The following is a 20,508-nucleotide window of genomic DNA, read 5'->3' on the forward strand; positions in this document are numbered from 1 at the left end:
TTTCTACTCCTTTTTATTTGTTTCACCGGTTTCAATTTCGTGATCTGTATACGATATCCAGTCACTGTAACTGCCTGTATACAGTTTAACATGTTTAAAGCCGGCCATTTTCAATGCAATAATATTTGGACAGGCAGTAACACCACTTCCGCAATAGACGATAAGCGGCTGATCGGGATCCAGGTCTGAAAACCTCTTTTTCTGATCATCAGGTTTTAATAAATTGCCTGCCTGATAGCTTTCAAACCACTCGTAGTTCAGCGCACCCGGAATATGTCCGGCCACTTTGTCAATTGGTTCATGATCGCCTCTGTACCTTGCAGACTCTCTTGAATCAATCAGCGTGCCGCGTGTGTAACCGTCAACGATCTGTTCCACTTCAGCTGTTTCAGCTATTGATTCGAGTTGAAGATCAAGCTTAAAGGTTCCTCGTTGAACATCAGGTATGGTTTCGCTTAACGGGTATCCTTTTTCACGCCACTCTGAATATCCTCCGTCAAGGAGAAATGTTTGCTTATGCCCTGCAAATGTCAATAGCCACCATGCTCGGGCAGCAAATGCTCCTTCCCCTCCGTCATATACAATAATAAGTTCATCATCGTTTACTCCTGCCTGTTGCATTTTATCACGAAAACGATCCATTTCAGGTAAAGGATGACGCCCTCCATGATTTTTCACTTTACCGGACAGGTCCCGGTTGAGGTGTATATATACTGCACCCGGTATATGGCTTTGCAAATACTCCGCTTCCCCTGCATCCGGTTTTTTTAAGTCAAATCTGCAGTCAAGGATCGTCACTGTTTTTTTCAGCCTGATTTGTTCATTCAGCCATTCTGCTGTTACTGAAAATTGCATCAGGAGTCCCTCCTTTTTTCCATGAGTTTTTTGACATGTTCTTTTGGTTCCCAGCAGTTGAACCGGTAATCCGGTTTTGTCTCATACCCAAGTCTTTTACAAAAATACAGCATATGCCCGCTCCTGATTTTTTCACTATGAAAGTGAATGCATGTGGCACATACATGATAAGGATTATGACTCATCGGATTGAACCTTTTTTAGTGCACGTTCTATATCAGCTGCAAACTCTTCTGAATATAATCCATCAAGCGTTGAAGCGATCTGCTCTCTCAGGTCTTTTTTCCATGCTGTAAATAATTCCTTCTGGATATCTGTCACTTCAATCGAAACCCACGAAGAAATCTGATCGGTGATAAGTGATAGTTCTCCAGTCGATTTTTCTTTAAACCTTTCTTCTAAAGCATGCTGCATAAATTTCTTTTCATTTTTCTCAAAAAACGATTTCATATTTTTGAACATTGACAGCTCTTTGTTAAAATCAGATTCCTTCATATCTTCAAATGATTGGTTAAATGTCAGTAATTCTGTTTGCTTCACATCTGAAACCGGCTTAATCCCTTCAGGAAACTCAACTTTGACCAGGTCCCATATTCTTTCAAGTTCAGATTGATACAGCTTTCTGATTAACTGTTCCATTCTATAGTTTACAACCTTAAACTCCTGGATAAAATCAAATTTAACAATTTCAATTAATTCGCTGATTGCTTTTGACAGCGCGACTTTATTTGAGTAACGGTTAAATGCTGAAGGGTTAAAAGATTCTTTAAAGAAGTCAGAAAACCTGTAAAAAACCCTTTGTTGTACATAATGCAGCAGCTCAGTTAACTCTTGATCCGCCTGTAATTGCACTGATTCAACATAAGAATCATTAAAATATGAGTCTAACTCTCCAGACAGTTTTTCAAGGCTTAATTTTCTCTTCTCTTTTTTATCTTCATCTGCCCTTGCCTGATTCAGTAAAGTGTTCATTCGGCTAATTGTCTGGTCATAATAGTCAGCAGTGTTTTTAATGACAATGGCATCAAGCTCCTGGTCAATAAACATGCTAAATGCAGAATTAAACTCTTTAATTCCGGATTCACTTTGATCGCTCAGTGCCTGGAGACTGGATACGCCAAAAATTTTAGGCTCTCTTACTCCAAATGTCTGAAGCTGCTTTTTTACATACTGAATCACTTCCTGCTTTTCTTCTTCACTCTCAGCAAGATCGACTGCATTTACGATAAAAAACATTTTATCATGCTCAAAGCTATCCTTAACCCTGCCCATCTGAATCAGAAATTCCCGGTCCGCTCTTGCAAATGCATGGTTAAAATAGGTAACAAACAGAATTGCGTCTGAATTACGTATATAATCGAATGAAACATCTGTATGTCTGGCATTAACAGAATCGGCTCCTGGTGTATCAACAAGTGTAATCCCCTGCTCTGCTATCGATGAGTCTGCATGCAAATCAATCGATTCTACAAAACATGACTGGTATTCTTTCGAAACGTATCCTTCAAAATCCTCCATTGGAACTTCTTTCTCAGTTCCAAGGTAACGATGATAATCTTTCCACCCTTTAAGAAAGGCTCTGATAAAACTTTTCTTTGACTCAGAAATCTCGTTGGAACGCTGCATTAGATCCGGAAGTTCATCTGCCATTTCATCCAGCGCAGTAATATGATTGATACCTGAAGCTTCCTGCAAATCCGCTAAAAGCTCTTTCTCTTTTTTAAAATGGACAATTACACTTTGATCCGGATGAGTATGATCCGGAGGAAAAATTTTATTGATTGAAGCGGTAGTAGGGTTAGGTGAGACAGGCAGTACTTTATCTCCTAGCAGTGCGTTGGCAAAGCTTGATTTTCCTGCGCTGAATGCACCGAATAAAGCTACCGTATATCTTTTATTCTTCAACCTGTCTGCCTGGTCAAATAAAATTTCTGACTGCTTTTCAAAACCTTTGATATGACTGACTGCGTCTGCAAGCTGCAGACTTTTTTCAAGCAGTTCCGACTCATTTCTGACAACTGTTTCAATTGATTCAGATTCATTGATTTCTTCACGGCTGGAGTCCTCGCTGGTCAGGAGGTGGTCAAGAGATGAAATTTTCTCAACACTACCCTCTTCATTCCAGTTTTCAATCCATTGATTTACATTTTCCAGATTCGTATCAATGTTCTCAAGTCCATGAATGTCATCTTCAATTTTTTTCAACTGTTTTAGCACGTTCACTTTCTTGATCAGTTCTGTATGCTCTGCGGACTTTCTCAAAGTATTTTCTTCAATTAAATCCTCAAATTGCTGCAGAATGTGATTTTTTATTTGCAGCATTTGACTTTTTAATTCTTTTCTGCAGTCATCAGCGAGCGCATCGCAATAGTTTAATAACGCTTCACCCGTATATCCTGCCCCCGGCTTGATATTCTTTTTTGCAAGTTTAATTGGGTCATCTATCGACAGTGATTCAATCTCAGCTGTCCATTCAGACTTATTTAAGCCTGACAGCTCCAGATGACGATAAATCAATGCTTTTGCGTGCCAGATCAACTGTTCATCTATGACAGCTGATAAACTTGATCGCAGCTCATTTTCTCTTGCTGTTTTCTCATCCTGCGTTTTTTTAGCTGAGAACATGATTCCTACTTTAAATTTTTCCTGAACTGATTCCAGATACTTTTCAGCAACTGTACGGACTTCTGATGGCATCAGGTAACTTGACCGAAGCATTTTATTCATATCTTTGTCAAACTTTTCAGACCAGTCTTCTGAAGATACGATCTGATCGGCTTCTGAGTCTTCAGCAAGCTTAAACAATTCCTCCTGTTGATCTATATCCTGCCGGCTTATGACCAAACTGTAAGCATCCGTAATTTCTTCAGCTTCTTCCCTGAGGTAATCTGTCATTTCTTCTTTCAGTACGCTTAGAGAGCTAGCCACTGATTCAATTAGAAGGCTATATTTATTAACGGTCATTTTACTGATTTCTTCTTTAAGTTCCGCACTCTGGTTCTCATTCATTTCCGACTGTCTTAGTGAAGTATAGAAAAACTTCTCCGGACGCGCTTCCCATTCAGCAAACGCTCTCTCAACTGACTGTCGATACGTATTGAAAGTAAGCTCTTCTTCTCTATGTTTATCAATCTGATTAATCACAGCGTATATTTTTCGGTTATGCATGGACATTTGCTTTATGTATTCAAAATTCATCTCTGACTGAACGTGATTATAATCCATTACATAAAACAGCAGATCCGCCAGGTGGATAGCTGATTCTGTAGAGCGTTTGTGCGCATCATCAACAGAATCAATGCCAGGCGTATCCAGTAACGTGATACCTTCAGCAAGCGTGGACTCTTTCCAAATATCAATCCGTTTAACACTTACTCCTTCTTTTCCGAGTAAAGAGATTGAACTTTCATTAAGCGGTGGTTCAAGCTCATATACCTGATCATCTGCAGTTGTAATTCTGACAGGTTTGTAACCACCCGCATGAAGCGCTATCAGATTAGCACTTGTCGGAATAGGACTCGAAGGCAAAATGGATTCACCTGCCAGGTAGTTAATCATGGCAGACTTTCCGGCAGAAAAATGCCCACAAAACGCAACAACTATTTCTTCACGATGAAGTTTTTTAGCCAGCATCATTATTTTCTCTGCTCTTTTTACATCTCCTATATCCAGCGCTTTATTGTAAAAGCCGTTACACTCAGCCAGCAGCGCTGACTTACGGGTCATAAATTCAGATCTATCCATTAAAATCATTCCTTTTGTTATTGTTTCTCTATATGACTTTGTTAAAAGTGGCTTTAGATTTATGTACCAAAACAGCATTTGTCTTTATCTTAGACATATTTGAAGGCCGCATGTATGCCTTCATTGTATCGAAAATTCAACATGACAGATAATAAAATTAAAAATAACATAAAAAATATTTGTTCTGACTATTATATATATGAATAAAGTAATGGTATAATATATTCATTATTAGATCGGAGGTTGCGCATGAGTAATTCTAAAGTAGTATCTAATCTCTTAAACGGCATGGTACATTCTATCCGCAGTGTAGTACCTGTGCCAATTGAACATAGTAGCCCTACAGTACTGACTGCACCATATGAGCAGAATCAGATTGCTGTATTAATCGGTATGACCGGCGAGCTCAAAGGTAACATTTTAATAGATGGCGATAAAGCTCACTTCAGCAGTCTGGGAGAGTCTATGTATGGGATGTACCTTGAAGATGACATGCTTATTTCATTTATTGGAGAAGTAGGTAACATGATCGCTGGAAACCTCACTACGTACATCTCTACTGAAGGTGTGGAGATGGATATTACACCGCCTTCTGTTATGTCAGGCCAGACGAAGCTTTATAATTTTGTTCAGGCCATTCATTTACCTTTTAATGCAAATGGAATTGGTGACTTTTCCATTCTGGTTTCGATTCAGCAGTAAAAAGCTGGGACAATGATGTCCCAGCTTTTTTACCGGTTTTAACTGATATTTCAGCTCATGAGTAACATACCGACTTAAATTAAAATCCGTTGATGGTCATGCCTCCATCTACAAATAGCGTTTGCCCGGTGACGTAACTTGCTGCATCTGATGATAAAAATAAAGCTGGGCCAACTAGTTCCTCAACCTGCCCTACTCTTTTCAGGGGCGTCACAGCTAAGATCTGACTCAGATAATGCTCATCTTCAAGCAGCTCTTTTGTCAATGGCGTTTCAAAATACCACGGACCAATCGAATTAACCCTTATATTACTGCTTCCCCACTCAAACGCGAGGACTTTTGTCATTTGTATCATTGCCGCTTTTGAAGCAGCGTATACGACACCTGTTTTGAGTGCCACATGACCAGCAACTGAGGAAACTGAAAGAATACTTCCTCCATTATTCTGCTCCTGCATACGGGCTCCGACGGCCTGCGACATCATGAAGGCAGACTTCACATTCGTATCCATTATTTTTACCCATTCGTCCTCTGTAACGTCACTTGCTTTTGATCTGATATTCATACCTGCATTATTAACAAGCACATCTATACTTCCATGCTCGGCATAAATATCCTGAACTGTCTGCTGAATCGCAGGTGTATCCGTTACATCAAGCGTATATATGGATGCTTTCCCACCATTTTCCTCAACTTCACTTTTTACATGTTCAAGTTCTGTCCTTGTACGCGAGCAAAGAATCACTTCTGCCCCGGCTTGTGAAAAACCGATTGCCAAGGCGCGTCCTATTCCTCTGCCCGCTCCGGTAATAATCGCTTTTTTACCTTCTAGCCCAAACGATGGAAGATGCATTGTCATTGCCTCCTTACTTAACAGCGCTCAGATTATAAAGCTTAGAATATTTTTCTTCGAGGTACTGTATCAGATATTCAGCATTTAACCCTTCGCCTGTTGCCTGCTGCAGGATTTCAAGTGGTTTTTTTGTTTTTCCAAAGCGATGAACCTTTTCAGTCATCCAGTTTTTAATCGGTGTAATGTCGCCGCTTGCAATATGATGATCAAATTCAGGAATATCTTTTAACATCGCCTGTTTGAACTGGGCTGCATACATATATCCTAATGCGTATGACGGGAAGTAGCCAAAAGACCCTCCTGACCAATGTACGTCCTGCAGGATTCCTTCTGCGTCATTTGATGGGACGATTCCAAGATATTCTTCATATTTCCGATTCCATACTTCAGGAAGTTCACTTACCTCACAATCTCCATTGAATAAACCTTTTTCAATTTCATATCTGATCATGATATGAAGTGTATAAGTAAGTTCATCGGCATCAACTCTGATTAGTGAAGGTTTCGATTCGTTAATCCCCTGCAGGAAGTCATCAACAGACACATCACTGAATTGTTCAGGTGAATACTTTTGTAGAGTTGGTAAATGACGACGCCAGAATTCAGGGTGTCTTCCTACGAAATTCTCCATAAAGAGTGACTGTGATTCATGAATACCCATTGATGTACCACCACTCAGAGGAGTTCCTGTAAGCGCAGGATCAATGTTTTGTTCATAAAGTGCATGTCCGCATTCATGGATTGTTCCAAAAATTGCACCTCTGAAGTCATCTTCATCATAGCGGGTTGTAATTCTTACATCACCTGTATTGAGACCGGTTGCAAAAGGATGAACCGTTTCATCGAGTCTGCCCGCTTCAAAATCATAGCCAAGCTCTTTCAGCACATGAATACTGAATTCTTTTTGAGATTCCTTTGGAAAATGCTTATAAATAAACGCTGTATCCGGTTTAACTGTTGATGCTTCGATACCTTTAACCAGCGGTACAATTGCTTCACGCACCCGGCCAAATACCTGGTCAAGAACATCAACTGTTACACCCGGCTCAAACATATCAAGCAGCGTATTATAAGGGTTTTCTTCATACCCCCAATACTCCACAAAGCGTCTTGTAGTCGCTACCAGCTCTGTCAAATACGGTTCAAATAAAGCAAAGTCAGATTTCTCACGTGCTTCTTCCCAGATACTTTCAGCTTTTGATTTCAAAATCACATATTGTTTAAATTCGTCTTCAGGGATTTTGCGGTTCCGGTCAAAATCCTTCCGGCATTCTTCAAGCATTTTGACTGTCAGTTCATCAAGCTCACTTTTGTGAGCAGTTAACTCTTTTATGTATTCAGCCATCTGATCTGATGTTGATAGATTAAATACCTCAGAAGACAGGATTCCAATGACTTCAGATCGCTGTTCAATGGCTTTTTTTGGCGCCCCTGTCCGCAGATCCCAAAAAATTAAACCTAAAGCTTCTTCATATGCAGAAATTTTATTTAAATGGCTTACAAAATTATTTTTTACTGTTTCTAACGTCAACATAATCCCTCCATTCAATAATCACTTTTATCTTATCATACTTTTCTGAACAATCGACTGATTTACTTCGGATTTTGAAATATAAAAAAGATTGAGACGATGTATGTCTCAATCTTTTTTTAGGTCTTTATTCTTTTTATCAATCATACACGATGATTTCAGGCGTTACCGGAAGTATTTTATTAATTTCAGGAATCCACTGTTCTTCTTCAGCAGATAAAAAGATTGATATATGTCCGCTGTCTGCAGAAGAACGGATTAAGCGGCCGACTCCCTGCTGCAGTCTGAGCAGCATATAAGGCAGATCAACTTCAGTCAATGGATCTGCAGCGTGATTTCTTTTCGCTTCAAATACCGGATCATCTGGTGGAAATGGAAGCGAATCAACGATTACATGCTTTAGGCTGCTACCGGGAACATCAAGTCCTTCCCACAAATTAAGTGATGCGAATACAGACATGGCATCCTCCTGAAACTTCTCAACGAGCGAACTGATTTCTTCATCGCCTTCAAATAATAGCTGTTTATGTTCAATTATATTTGTAAACCTGAACAAATCCTGATCATCACGGTTATTAAACAGGATGAGTGAGCCCCCGTCATTTTGATTCACGATCTTAGAAATTGTATCTGTTTTATCGGGATTTTCAAGGTAAATACTGATCTTCATGACTTCATCATACTCATATGGTGATTCCACTGTGAAAGAAGTGTAATCATCAATTCCAAGACTTGAAGCCAGATAAGTGAAATCCTCATCTACTGACAAGGTAGCTGAAGAAAAAATAAATGGAAGTTTTTTCGAAAATACTTCCTCTCTTAAAATTTCTTCTACCATTCTTGGCATAATCACGAGTCTTTCATCATCAAAGCTCTCTTCAAGCCAAATGATCGCATTATCATCTTCTGCAAGCAGCTTTAGTGAGAATAAAACAGTTTCTAAATACTCTTCAGAAATCTTTAGGTCATACTCATCTATCACATATAATTCAGATTCAAAGACAAGCTCTTCAAGCAACTGATCAATTGACTTCTTTAAAGCTGCTGATGTTTTGATTAACTGATCTGTTTTTCTGATTTTCATTCTTTCCGAACTGCGGTCTGCACTTGCACTGATGAGTGAAAACCAGTCATCGTGTAATTCGAGAATTGAATCAATCAAATGCAGCGTCTTTTCTCTGACATCATTAGCAGAAAGTTTCGAAAGGACTTTTTCCATTGATTGCAGAGAAGTTTTATAAGTTAATGCTTTTTGCGCTGCATATTCCAGTAAATGGCCTTCATCAAAAATGACTGAGCTCGCCTCTGGCAATAACGGAAGCTGTCCCTCCCTGATTCTGGAGTCTTTCGTCCAGATATGCTCCATATAAAAATCATGGGAACAAACGATCAGATCGCCTGCCTGCCTGTAATACTCCCTGTGTAGTGTCTGGCCGCAGCGATGTCTCACATCACAGCTGAGGCAATCCTGCAGGGAATCATAATTGACCGCCTGCCACTGTTCATCATCAAGATAAGGATATTCTTTACGGTCTCCGTATGGGTAAAACGATGACATAGACCCTGCTCCATAGACAAACTCAGGCAGCTGAAGATAAACATCTTCAATAGCTTCATCCTCTGTCCGTTTATCGGCATCATCAAGTTTCTTCAGACATAAATACTGTTCTCTTGATTTTGCAAGCCTGACATCAATTTCCATATCAAGCATCTGTTCGATTTTCTTGATATCCCCAGTCGGTTTCACTAATTGTTCTATAAGCGTTTCATCCGCACAGGAAATAATAGCAGGCTTACCTGTATATCTGGCATAGGCAACAGCATAAAGCAGATACGCGATCGTTTTACCGGTTCCTACACCAGCTTCTGCAAAAATGACTGATTTATTTTTATATGCCTGTTCGAGCTGGAATGCCATAAAGATCTGCTCATCACGCAGCTCGAGTCCTTTTTCAGGAAGTATGTCGTAAAATACATCTCCAATCCAGTCCCCCAGTGCTTCATAGAACGACTGGTTACTCGTAATTGGAAAAGGAAGGCTTTTACTTTTCATTATATCATTCCTCTAATTCGTATTTCTTGGTGGGCGCTGACCAAAATACTGATAATAATCTGTACGGATAAAACCGTTGAACAATTTACGTTTCTTCGTAGCCTTTTTACCATACAGATCTTCAAAGTCGGGGTGAGAAGTAATCAGATATTTTGACCAGGTTGGATACTGTTCAAATACCTCACCCATATCGCGGTACATTCTCTCAACCTCTTCTTCCTCACCGATCCGCTCACCGTACGGCGGGTTTCCTACGATAACGCCATAATCTGATGAGGCAGTAAAATCCTTCCCCTGCATCTGTTTAAATTGAATCAGATCACCCAAGCCGGCTTCAATTGCGTTTTCTTTGGCCACTTCAATGATTTTATGGTCTATATCTGAACCATAAATCTCAAGCGGCTGGTCATAGTTTGCTGCTTCTTCAGCATCTAACCTGACTTTTTCCCAAATTGATTCAGGAATGACAGGCCATTCTTCTGAAATAAATTCCCGGTTAAATCCCGGTGCAATATTTTGACCGATCAGTGCTGCTTCGATCGGGATCGTTCCGGAACCGCAAAACGGATCGTGGAACGGTCTGTCAGGACGCCAGTTCGTCAGCTTAATTAATGCTGCAGCCATTGTTTCCTTAAGCGGTGCTTCCCCTTGACCGGTACGATAGCCTCTTTTATGAAGGCCGGCACCGCTTGTGTCAACAGTCAGCGTAACTTTATCATTACGGATTGCTACTTCAATCTTATAAGTAGGTCCGCTTTCTTCGAGAAAGCTCATTCTCTTATAAGCAGCTTTCATGCGTTCTACAATTGCTTTTTTTACAATCGACTGACAGTCAGGAACACTGTACAGCTTTGACTTTACAGACTTCCCTGATACAGGGAAGGCGGCGTCTACAGGCATTAATGTTTCCCATGGCAGCGCTTTTGTGCCTTCAAAAAGCTGATCAAACGTGTAAGCATTGAATTCGCCCATCACGATTTTTACACGATCTGCAGTACGCAGCCACATATTTGATCTTGCAATAGCGAGTTCGTCACCTTCAAAAAATATTTTTCCATTTTCAACCGTTGTTTCATATCCAAGGTCTTTAACTTCTCTTGCTACGATAGATTCGAGCCCCATCGCTGCAGTTGCAACAAGTTTGTAAGTAGCCATATGTCACCTCGTATTTTTTATATCACTTCTGAAAGAAAAAAGGCAGACCTCCTTAAATGGTCATGCCTTCTGAATTGTAAATGTATTAAGTTGGTCAACCAGCTAATGGTCTGTAAGCCATGTTTTGTTCAAGCGTACTGAAGCGCCTTTTAAGCTCGTACGACAAGCGGCAATCATCTATCTGCCGGCATAATAATGCCAGCCTTTCCCTTTGTTCATTTTCTCCGGGAAAGTGCCTCTACCATTGTTTGAGTTTCTCACTCGCGGGGTTTACCTCGTTCCACTTCTGTCATTTCTGACAGAACTTCGTCACTGTGGCACTTTCAAGAGATGCATACCATATCCGGTGGACTTAGGTATCTTCTCTGCCGTCAGTCCGATCACTCAGACTGCCTTCGCTTATTATTTCGCGAAGCACGAACACTACGGGCATCTCAGCACCGTGTGAGCATGGACTTTCCTCTGCATAACGCAGCAATTGCCCAACCAAATAGCCGGTTTCGCCAAAATCAAATTATACATTGATCAGGAAGGTTTAGCAAGTAACATCTTTTACCTGTCTTCGTATAATTTTCTGCCGAATACTTCTTTTTCCAGATTCGAAAGTCTCTTTAGAATATCAAAGTTCGTTGTGCCGCCTGCAGTTGTTTGTGGCTGAGTCTGCTGAACTGATGATCTGCGCTGTGGTTCTGAACTTTTCTGAGCTTTTTTCAATTCATTTTCAAGCGTTTCGATTCTTTCGTTAAATGCTTCATAATCTTTAATAATCTGATCTAAAAAAGCGTCTACTTCCTCAGGCTTATAGCCTCTCATTGCCGTTTTGAATTCACGTTCAAGAATTTCTTTCGCACTTAATTGCGCTACTTCATTTTTCATACCTTTCACCTCGGCTATTCTTTCCAATACGTTTATTTTTTCAAAAAGCGGGACAGTTGTCAATCGGGTTCTGATTCAGATAACGCCTCTTCATCAGCAATCCATTGAAGATCCTGAAAATTTATACGGATTATATCCAGATTATATGTCATATTTTCTTTTTCAGCTTTCTCAAGCAGGAATGATGGTGAACCTTTTTTGTCTTCATCATAAATGACTAAGAGACCGTCTGCTTTTTGCAATATAAAATCATCTCTGTTTTTAAATTGGGATGGATCTGTATATGGTTTATTTGATATGGAAGATACAAAGTCTGCTTTTTTAATTATGTCATGATAATATGACTGATTACCCTCACTCCATTTTTCCTCCTGGTTAAGAAAAGGCGTGAGTATGGCAAGCTTTAACTCAGGCAGAGTTTCTTTTAATGAAATAACCTCTTCTGCTGCCCATAACTCCACTCCTAGAGATCCTGACACTAAAACCCATTCAAGTCCCTCGTCTGCAAGTGACACAAGATGCTGTCTGATAGATTTTCTGATAATACGGACTGCAGGATCATCATTTTTAAATATGCCAATTTCATGTGACTTATAACCTGTAATAAATATAGTCTTCACAAACCTTCACAACCTTTACACTGTATAAAGAAAAGGCTATGTTAAAGCCCAATCTTGTTTTAGCACAGCTGTTGATTGCAGCGGAAATCAACAGCCACCTTTAACAGAGCAAAAGAAAAAGAAAGCGGCGGGACCTTTATCCTGCCGCTTCCGATTGTCTGTTACTCAGCTGATCTAACCGGTATTTTGATATTATAATACTGAAAGTTGATCCCCAATTGCCGAGAACACGTAAGCCGTTGCACCAATGACAAAGAAAAACAGTAGTAATAATAATTTTCTCATGCTTTCAACCCCAAATTTTATCAATAATTTAATAGTACAATTGTTTTGAATTGTAAACAACCACCTGATAAACATCGAATGATGTCTATTTTGTGAAAATTGTGTGTATGCGTGTAATTTTTTGCGCCAAAAAGGGATGAAAGCTGTCATATAATGCGCTTGCCCGGGAAATATCAGCTTGAATTATTTCCTCATCTTCCGGGAAATCCTGTTCATTCTGTATTTTATTTTTTCGAGCTTGTCTGTTTTCCGCTCCTGCTTTAACTCTTCTGAATCAAGTGCTTTAATCGCCTTCATTGTATATAGATAAGCCTGATCAAGTTTCTTCAGCTGATGTTCATGTATCTTTGCGAGTTCGATCGCTGATTCTCTTTGCTCTCTTGGGGTACCGTATTCAAGAGTCACTTCAAAAAGGGAAATAGCCCGCTCAAAGTGCTCCTGTTTTTTGTAATCCATTGCTAAATAAAAGGCAGCTGAAGGGTTTTGGTCCATTTCAAATGATGCTTTCAGATAGTCACTTGAGATTTTCTGTTCCCCTTCTTTTTTGTACCATTTTCCTGCTTCAAGTTTTTCACTGCTGTTCTGATTTTCATCGTTTCCAAGCAGCTGGCCCGAAATATGAGCATATAAAGTAATCAGTGATAATATATCTTTTTCATTATGTTCAAGTACTTTTAACATACCTTCAGGATCTTTTCTCTCCACAAAATCAAAATAAATAGCAGGTGCGAGATAGCCGGGAATGTCTTCTTTTCTTTCAAACCCAAGCTTTTCTTCTTCAATACTTTTAAGCTTTAATGATGCCATACTTGATTTCCATAAACGTTTTGCCGCGTGGTATAAGTCAAAGTGGCCGGTTTCAGGAAGCTTCGGGACATGATTCCTGATTAATGTATGACGGGATTTAACCTGTGGCCAGTCAAATGATTTCCCATTAAAGGTCACCAGCATCTCATAATTGACGTTTTCAAGGAAGCTGAGATATAAAGCTACTTCATTTGAGGGGTCAGTTAATATATGCTGTTTTAAAATGATTTTCTCACCATCAAACCGGGCATATCCCAAAAGAAAAATTGTTGTACCTGTACCACTGAGGCCGGTTGTTTCAGTATCAAAAAAGAATAAATCCTCTGCTTTATACCCTTTTGCGGATAGCGAATGATTGAAATCACTTTTGTTCCACGCCTCAACTGCTTTGAGTAAAGATGAAAGCTCGAACTGACCATGTAAGTGATCTAATTCAAAATGGACTTCTCTGATCAGACAAAATTGATCTTCAAATTCATACACCGAAGTATCGTGATCAGTCCATACATCCAGAAAAGGGAGCTTTTCTGTCTGAAAAACTGGTTTTTGCGGAGTCTGTTTGATATGAGGCTTCATGCGCTCCAGCTTTTTTTTAAAGTTCATGCTGGTTACTCTCCATCGCCTCTGCAAAAAGCTTAAGCAGGATACCTGCATCTCTTTTACCGCCGGTCAGTGAAATTTCAGTTCCCACACATGATGGACAGCCTTCTTCACAGCTGCACCCGCGAACCAGTCCTGCTGCCTCTGAAATAAGTGTGCTGCCGAGTTCATATACCTTTTCACTTAATCCGATGCCACCCGGATAACGGTCATAGATAAATATTGTAGGCAGCTGATTATGGACAGCTTTGACCTGAGGGGTAATCTGAATATCCTGAGGATCACACATCACATGAACAGGAACAATTGCTTTCAGCGCATGAGCAGCTCCGATCAGGCCCTGCTCCACTCTGTCATCAGTCATATCCTGAAGTTCTTCTTTTAATGAGAACCAGGATGCATTCGTGTGCAGTTCCTCTTCAGGCAGGTCAATTGGCCCTGAGCCGATATTTTCGTGCGTATCAAATTTGATTTTCTTAAAGATTGTAGCCATAGCCCTGACAGATACATCCCCATAAGAAACACGCGCAAGCTCTGTCTCACTGCTTTTGTCTTCCTCAAGGACAGACAGCTGTACAGCAAGGTTGGCATCAGTATAATAATCCACTTCAACCTCTCTGACAAAGGCTTTCTTTTCTTCCCAGTCCAGAAATTCCACCTGATACTGTACACCCTGATGTAAATAGATAGCTTCATCATGTAAAAGCGTCATTGCGCTGAAGCGATCCATCTCACCAAGTACTTTATGTGCAGCCGTTTCAGTCTGATCAATAATCACAACATTTTCCTGAGAGGCAGACCTTAAACTGATGTTATGTGCAGGGAAAGCATCATTCATCCAGTGCCATTTCCCCCTGGATTTGTGGAGCACTCTTTCTTCAGTCAAGTACTCAAGCAGATCTTCCGGATCTACATCCCCAAAGTGTTCTCCTTCTTTGAATGGAAGTTCAAATGCAGCACATTTCAGGTGATCAAGCATGATAATAATGTTTTCCGGGTTAATTCTCGCTGTTTCAGGACTTGCCTCCAGAAAATAATCGGGATGCTGAATGACGAACTGATCCAGTGGACTAGAACTGGCCACCATCAGGATCAACGCTTCGCCCTGTCTGCGGCCTGCCCGTCCGGCCTGCTGCCATGCACTTGCAATCGTGCCTGGATATCCTGTCATGACACAGGCCTGAAGCTGACCGATATCGACGCCAAGCTCAAGTGCATTCGTACTGACGACTCCATATACATCCCCGGTTCTCAGCCCTTTTTCAATTTCTCTACGCTGAGTTGGCAAGTAGCCCCCACGATACCCCCTGATGGATTTTGGACCAAGCTCATTTTTAACCAGTTCCTGTAAGTAAGTCAGGATTATTTCAACCCGCACCCTGCTTCTGGCAAATACAATGGTCTGTATTTTTTCTTTCAGTAATAACCCTGCAATCCGTCTGACTTCAAGGGTTGCACTTCTTCTGATATTCATCTGGTGATTCACGACCGGTGGATTATAAAATACAAAATGCTTTTTAGCAGATGGAGCTCCATTCCGGTCGATTAATTGCATTTGTTTTCCTGTCAATTTTTCAGCAAGTTCTTTCGGGTTGGCAATTGTCGCGGATGTACATATAAAAATAGGATCACTGCCATAAAAAGAGCAGATTCTCTTTAACCTTTTGATAACATTGGCTACGTGACTACCAAATACACCTCTGTATATATGAAGCTCATCTATCACGACATATTTCAGGTTTTCAAATAACGATACCCATTTTGTGTGATGAGGAAGTATAGCTGAATGAAGCATATCAGGATTTGTAATGACAATATGGCCTGCTTTACGGACTTTTTGTCTGATTCCAGCAGGTGTGTCACCATCATAGGTATAGGAATTAATTGACGCTTCAGCAAGTTCTAGTAACTCGTTCAGTTCTGCTTTCTGATCCTGTGCAAGTGCTTTAGTCGGAAAAATATATAAAGCCCTGCTATGCTTATTATTCATAATCTGCTGGATAACCGGCAAATTATAACAAAGCGTTTTACCTGATGCAGTCGGTGTAACCGCTGTAATAGATTTCCCATCAGATACTGCCTGGTACGCCTCAGCCTGATGAGAATAAAGCCTGCCGATACCTCTTCTTTCAAGTGCTTTGGACAGATCCGGATGTATTTGATCAGGAAGCGGTGCATACACCGCTTCCTTCGGTTCAATTGTGTGCCATTTAATAATTTGACTTGCGATTTCTTTATCGTTTCTAAAATTTTCTGCGATTTCGCTAAGTGTTTTTTTACGCATAGAACCACCTCATAGCACTATTATACGAACGTATATTCTTTATAGCAAATTACTACCGGAACACTCTGGTCAGGGACAGTATCAGCTGATTTGCCTGGCTGACTGTACTCATCACCTGATAGCAGGTTGACATAATATTATTAACATCAACCCGAGGTTTTCCCGGTACTTGTTGTGGCGTCTGATCCTGTAAGGTCCTTGGGTCATAGGGAAGATTGCAAAACGGACAGTATTTCATAGCTGATCCCCTTTTTAAACAGCATATGCCTATTCAACAGAAGAGTGACTGGTTAATAGATCTCTGAGCTGTTCAAGTACATATAAGCTTGATTGTACGTAGCTTTTAAACCGTTTGTAGCTTGTTTCCGGGAAAAAGCACTGTACAACAATCAATTCAAGATTTTCGGCTGTAGCGGCGATTTGATTCTGATGTATATTTTTTTTCGGATAACGGATCAGATAATCTGAAGCTTCTTTTTTCCACTGATTTAAAATGACATGCGCCTGATCAGCGAAAGGCTTGACCTCCTGATAAAAATCTCCTTTTTCACCTGTTTCCCTTCTCTGGTTATATTGTTCATCTGCATCATGAGTTATTTGAATCAGCTGAACTGTCTGCTGATAGATATGTTCAAATTTCATTTATTCCACCTCAATCCTTGTATGGTGCTATTTTAACAAACGAAACCGATCATGTAACTTCTTTGCATGTCAGTTCGTCTAATAGTCAGACCTCTGCAGTTTGAGCTGATAAGGCTTGTGGTATGATGTTCAGGTGAGGTGTTACGTATGGAATTTCATTATCCCAACGGAAAAAAATTCAGTCCTAAGAATAAAACAGTTAAGAAAGCACAGGAAAAATCGTTTTCTCATGGAAAAAGAGGAATGACCCTCGAAGAAGATCTGAATGAAACGAATGATTATTATGTGGAAACAGGTAAAGCAGTGATTCACAAAAAGCCTGTTCCTGTTCAGATTGTCACAGTGGACTATCCCAAGAGAAGCGCAGCTGTCATTAAGGAAGCTTACTTTAAGCAGGCATCTACTACTGACTATAATGGTGTATATAATGGCTATTATATTGATTTTGAAGCAAAGGAAACAAGAAACCGCACATCTTTTCCGCTTCAGAATTTTCACCAGCACCAGCTTGACCACATGCAGCAGGTTACAAAACAGAGTGGCATTGCTTTTGTCATTATCAGGTTTTCAATGACTGAGGAGATCTATCTGCTGCCTTATGAGCGCCTGCAATACTTCTGGGAAAGAATGCAAAGCGGCGGCAGAAAGTCTATGAAGAAAGAGGAAATTGAGGAATCCGGTTACTTTATTCCTTTGGGCTTGCAACCGAGGATAGATTACCTTAAAATTATTGATCATTTGCTTGAAGAGCTTTTGAAAGAGAGGAATTAACAAATGGCTGATTATAAATCAAGGGAAGAAAAAAGAAATGCGCAAAAATCTTCTAAAAAGAAAACTAAAAAGAAAAAAGGATCAATTTTTAAAAAGATCCTGATTACAATTCTTGTAATAGGTGTTGCCGGACTATTGTTTGGCGGTGGTCTATTTGCATATTATGCTTCACAGGCGCCTGAACTGAATGAAGAAGATTTTGTGGACCCCATTACGACTGAATTACTTGATGTTAACGGTGACGTATTTGCAAAAATCGGAGCAGAGAACAGAGAGTTTGTCCCTTACGACGAAATTCCCCCGATGGTTGAGAACGCTGTACTTGCTATAGAAGATAACCGTTTTTATGAGCATCAGGGCGTCGATTTTTTCCGCCTGATGGGTGCGGTTCTTGCTAATATTACTGAAGGCTTCGGTGCTGAAGGTGCCAGCACACTGACTCAGCAGGTGATCAAGCAGTCAGTGCTGACGCCTGAAAAATCACTTGAGCGTAAAGCACAGGAAGCATGGCTTGCTTATCAGCTTGAGCAAGACTATGAAAAAGAAGAGATCTTTGAAATGTATGTAAACAAAATCTATTATTCAGACAGCATATATGGAATCAGAACGGCTTCTGAATATTATTTTGATGCTGACCTTGCTGATCTTCAGCTGCATCAGGCTGCCCTTTTAGCAGGATTGCCACAGCGTCCTAATGCCTATAATCCATATGAAAACCCTGAGCTTGCGAAAGAGCGTCGTGATATCGTATTAAGACAAATGCATAATCACGGCAAAATCTCAGAAGAAGAAATGACTCAGGCGATTGAAACGGATATTACAGATGGCCTTGTAGACCGTAGTGAAGGGTCCGGTAATCCAAGACAGCAGCTTGCTGCAGAAGAATCAAAATATGATGCTTTTGTAGATGTTGTACTCGATGAATTGGAAAGCTTAGAAGATGTTAATCCTTATGAAGACGGACTGACAATCAATACAACACTGAACCCTGAAGCACAAACAGTTGTTGAAAATACATTAAATGATGGAAGCATTCAGTTTCCTGCTGATATGAATGGCATGATATCACAAGCTGGTGTAACACTGCTTGACACGCAAACAGGTGCTATCAGAGCGATTGGCGGTGGACGCGGTTATGGTGACGAAGTAAAAAGAGGTTATAACTTCGCTACAGATATTAATCGTCAGCCCGGATCAGCGATCAAGCCATTGCTTGATTATGCTCCGGCAATTGAATACTTGGACTGGTCTACTGCTCACACGTTAGTTGATGAACCATATGAGTATTCCGACGGATTTGCACCAAATAACTATGATGGTCAGTTCAAAGGGCCTATGACGATGAGAGATGCACTTGCTGACTCAAGGAACATTACAGCAATTAAGGCTTATATGGAAGTCGGCCAGGAGCAGGGTACACAGTTTTTAAGAGACCTTGGCTGGAATTTTGAAACGAAAGCATGCGGGGACGTCCTGTGTGAAAGTGCTGCAATCGGCGGTGAACCGCGTACGAATACGCTTGAAATGGCAGGCGCCTACGCAGCATTCGGTAATAACGGTGTCTATAATGAACCATATTCAGTGACAAGCATTGAATTCAGAGATGGTTCTTCTATGGAGCTTGAATCAGAGTCGGAAGTTGTGATGAAAGATTCTACAGCCTATATGATGGCAGATATGCTGAAAGATGTATTAGCGTCTGGTGCGACTGGTGAACTGGCTCAGGTTAATGGTTTGCCTCTTGCAGGCAAATCAGGAACGACTAACTATACAGCTGATCAGTTAAGGGACGGCAATATTCCTTCTAACGGCGCACCTGATTCATGGTTCGCCGGGTTTACGACTCAGTATACAGCAGCAGTATGGCTCGGATATGAGGATGACCAGGATGTCAATTACCTGTCACCACAGGACCGCTGGGTATCGCAATACATTTTCAGAGATATCATGAGCGGTGTTCATGAAGGAATCGAGACACCTGATTTTGAAAAACCGGAGAGTGTTGTTGAAGTAGAAATCGAAAAAGGCACCTCCCCTGTTCAGCTCGCAAGTGAGTATACACCGAGTGATCAGAAATCGGTTGAATTATTTATCAGAGGCACTGAGCCGACTTCAGTTTCAGAGGAATACGTCATCCCGGATCTGCAGGCGCCTTCAAATCTGTTAGCAGCTTACAATGATGAAAACGGCATAATACAGCTGACATGGGATCACAGTCAGGATGAAAATGATAATAGAGAAGTTGAATTTGAAGTACTGGTCAGTATTGATGGCGGTGAAGAAAGAGAGCTTGCTGTAACTGGACAAAACGGCTTAAATATCGAGCAGGTTCAGGAAGGTTCAACTTATACCTTCACTGTGACAGCCATTGCCGATGAAGAGCGCAGCAGTTCAGCAAATACTAATATTGAAATCGTCCGTTCTGAAGATGATGATCAGAATGAAGATGAAGACAATGAACAGGAAAATGAAGAAAACGCTGAAGATCAAAACGAAAATCAGGAAGAACAAAATCCTGAAGATGAAAATAATGAAAATGGAAACAACGAAGGCAACAATGGAGAAGGCAATAACGGCCAGGGTGATGGCCAGAACCAGAACGGTGGTCAGGAAGGCGGTAACGGAGACACTGGTGGACAGGATGGAGAAGATACCGGTGGAGATGACAATCCGGATGAACCTGCTGAAGGAGCATCTGAAGGAGATAACAGTGATAATGAACAATAAAAA

At 40.6% G+C, this 20,508-nt stretch carries 14 protein-coding genes, 1 other RNA gene and 2 pseudogenes; 3 read left to right on the forward strand and 14 right to left on the reverse strand.

Annotated elements, in window-relative coordinates; all coding sequences use genetic code 11:
- Window positions 1-3: 3 nt before the first annotated feature.
- The 3 genes from KP77_RS10380 to KP77_RS10390 are packed head-to-tail and all read right to left on the reverse strand — an operon-like array spanning window position 4 to window position 4,599.
- Complete coding sequence (locus KP77_RS10380; RefSeq protein WP_041122661.1) at window positions 4-855, reverse strand: sulfurtransferase; 852 nt, start codon at window positions 853-855, stop codon at window positions 4-6.
- Entirely contained in the window at window positions 855-1,040 is a 186-nt protein-coding gene (locus KP77_RS18400) for a hypothetical protein (protein ID WP_041122662.1), read from the reverse strand. The genes KP77_RS10380 and KP77_RS18400 overlap by 1 nt, the downstream gene beginning before the upstream one ends.
- Window positions 1,030-4,599 (reverse strand): dynamin family protein, encoded by a 3,570-nt coding sequence (locus tag KP77_RS10390; protein ID WP_052474078.1) that lies wholly within the window; start codon window positions 4,597-4,599, stop codon window positions 1,030-1,032. The genes KP77_RS18400 and KP77_RS10390 overlap by 11 nt, the downstream gene beginning before the upstream one ends.
- A gap of 249 nt (window positions 4,600-4,848) precedes the next feature.
- On the opposite strand from KP77_RS10390, the gene KP77_RS10395 reads away from it, so the two are divergent.
- Window positions 4,849-5,301: a chemotaxis protein CheX gene (locus KP77_RS10395; RefSeq protein WP_041122663.1), complete on the forward strand. Its 453-nt coding sequence runs from the start codon at window positions 4,849-4,851 to the stop codon at window positions 5,299-5,301.
- Window positions 5,302-5,380: 79 nt separating this feature from the next.
- Here KP77_RS10395 and KP77_RS10400 read toward each other — a convergent pair whose 3' ends face one another.
- From KP77_RS10400 to KP77_RS10440, 11 genes and pseudogenes are all read right to left on the reverse strand, one after another.
- A complete protein-coding gene (locus KP77_RS10400) occupies window positions 5,381-6,154 on the reverse strand; it encodes an SDR family NAD(P)-dependent oxidoreductase (RefSeq protein WP_041122664.1) in 774 nt (257 codons plus the stop codon).
- 13 nt (window positions 6,155-6,167) lie between these two features.
- Window positions 6,168-7,688 (reverse strand): carboxypeptidase M32, encoded by a 1,521-nt coding sequence (locus KP77_RS10405; protein WP_041122665.1) that lies wholly within the window; start codon window positions 7,686-7,688, stop codon window positions 6,168-6,170.
- Between the two features lie 136 nt (window positions 7,689-7,824).
- The gene (locus KP77_RS10410) at window positions 7,825-9,738 is read right to left on the reverse strand and encodes an ATP-dependent DNA helicase (RefSeq protein ID WP_041122666.1); all 1,914 of its coding nucleotides are present in this window, start codon (window positions 9,736-9,738) and stop codon (window positions 7,825-7,827) included.
- Window positions 9,739-9,750: 12 nt separating this feature from the next.
- A complete protein-coding gene (locus tag KP77_RS10415) occupies window positions 9,751-10,893 on the reverse strand; it encodes a THUMP domain-containing class I SAM-dependent RNA methyltransferase (RefSeq protein ID WP_041122667.1) in 1,143 nt (380 codons plus the stop codon).
- A 108-nt stretch (window positions 10,894-11,001) separates the two neighbouring features.
- An RNA gene (gene rnpB / locus KP77_RS17850) (RNase P RNA component class B) lies at window positions 11,002-11,383 on the reverse strand.
- 62 nt (window positions 11,384-11,445) lie between these two features.
- Window positions 11,446-11,529: pseudogene (locus tag KP77_RS18650) on the reverse strand (cell division regulator GpsB); the annotation flags it as partial.
- Window positions 11,512-11,769 (reverse strand): annotated as a pseudogene (locus KP77_RS10420) (DivIVA domain-containing protein); the annotation flags it as partial. The pseudogenes KP77_RS10420 and KP77_RS18650, both read right to left, overlap by 18 nt.
- Before the next feature lie 59 nt (window positions 11,770-11,828).
- Window positions 11,829-12,389, reverse strand: coding sequence for an SLOG family protein (locus KP77_RS10425; RefSeq protein WP_041122668.1), 561 nt, complete (start codon window positions 12,387-12,389; stop codon window positions 11,829-11,831).
- Between the two features lie 468 nt (window positions 12,390-12,857).
- Window positions 12,858-14,084: a ribonuclease H-like domain-containing protein gene (locus KP77_RS10430; RefSeq protein WP_041122669.1), complete on the reverse strand. Its 1,227-nt coding sequence runs from the start codon at window positions 14,082-14,084 to the stop codon at window positions 12,858-12,860.
- Complete coding sequence (locus tag KP77_RS10435; protein WP_041122670.1) at window positions 14,074-16,365, reverse strand: DEAD/DEAH box helicase; 2,292 nt, start codon at window positions 16,363-16,365, stop codon at window positions 14,074-14,076. Before KP77_RS10435 ends, KP77_RS10430 begins: the two co-directional genes overlap by 11 nt.
- A 267-nt stretch (window positions 16,366-16,632) precedes the next feature.
- The gene (locus tag KP77_RS10440) at window positions 16,633-17,007 is read right to left on the reverse strand and encodes a YppE family protein (RefSeq protein WP_041122671.1); all 375 of its coding nucleotides are present in this window, start codon (window positions 17,005-17,007) and stop codon (window positions 16,633-16,635) included.
- Window positions 17,008-17,154: 147 nt separating this feature from the next.
- Here KP77_RS10440 and recU point away from each other — a divergent pair, with 147 nt between their 5' ends.
- Window positions 17,155-17,778, forward strand: a complete 624-nt coding sequence (gene recU / locus KP77_RS10445; protein WP_041122672.1) for a Holliday junction resolvase RecU — start codon at window positions 17,155-17,157, stop codon at window positions 17,776-17,778.
- Between the two features lie 3 nt (window positions 17,779-17,781).
- A complete protein-coding gene (locus tag KP77_RS10450; RefSeq protein ID WP_052474080.1) occupies window positions 17,782-20,505 on the forward strand; it encodes a PBP1A family penicillin-binding protein in 2,724 nt (907 codons plus the stop codon).
- The last annotated feature ends 3 nt before the right edge of the window (window positions 20,506-20,508 follow it).

It is taken from the genome of Jeotgalibacillus alimentarius (assembly GCF_000829445.1).
Classification (GTDB): domain Bacteria; phylum Bacillota; class Bacilli; order Bacillales; family Jeotgalibacillaceae; genus Jeotgalibacillus; species Jeotgalibacillus alimentarius.

Bases quoted from the DNA above. Each gene is read 5' to 3' on its own strand.
- KP77_RS10380 (WP_041122661.1), bottom strand. From the start codon at position 855: ATGCAATTTTCAGTAACAGCAGAATGGCTGAATGAACAAATCAGGCTG.
- KP77_RS18400 (WP_041122662.1), bottom strand. From the start codon at position 1,040: ATGAGTCATAATCCTTATCATGTATGTGCCACATGCATTCACTTTCAT.
- KP77_RS10390 (WP_052474078.1), bottom strand. From the start codon at position 4,599: ATGGATAGATCTGAATTTATGACCCGTAAGTCAGCGCTGCTGGCTGAG.
- KP77_RS10395 (WP_041122663.1), top strand. From the start codon at position 4,849: ATGAGTAATTCTAAAGTAGTATCTAATCTCTTAAACGGCATGGTACAT.
- KP77_RS10400 (WP_041122664.1), bottom strand. From the start codon at position 6,154: ATGCATCTTCCATCGTTTGGGCTAGAAGGTAAAAAAGCGATTATTACC.
- KP77_RS10405 (WP_041122665.1), bottom strand. From the start codon at position 7,688: ATGTTGACGTTAGAAACAGTAAAAAATAATTTTGTAAGCCATTTAAAT.
- KP77_RS10410 (WP_041122666.1), bottom strand. From the start codon at position 9,738: ATGAAAAGTAAAAGCCTTCCTTTTCCAATTACGAGTAACCAGTCGTTC.
- KP77_RS10415 (WP_041122667.1), bottom strand. From the start codon at position 10,893: ATGGCTACTTACAAACTTGTTGCAACTGCAGCGATGGGGCTCGAATCT.
- KP77_RS10430 (WP_041122669.1), bottom strand. From the start codon at position 14,084: ATGAACTTTAAAAAAAAGCTGGAGCGCATGAAGCCTCATATCAAACAG.
- KP77_RS10435 (WP_041122670.1), bottom strand. From the start codon at position 16,365: ATGCGTAAAAAAACACTTAGCGAAATCGCAGAAAATTTTAGAAACGAT.
- KP77_RS10440 (WP_041122671.1), bottom strand. From the start codon at position 17,007: ATGAAATTTGAACATATCTATCAGCAGACAGTTCAGCTGATTCAAATA.
- recU (WP_041122672.1), top strand. From the start codon at position 17,155: ATGGAATTTCATTATCCCAACGGAAAAAAATTCAGTCCTAAGAATAAA.
- KP77_RS10450 (WP_052474080.1), top strand. From the start codon at position 17,782: ATGGCTGATTATAAATCAAGGGAAGAAAAAAGAAATGCGCAAAAATCT.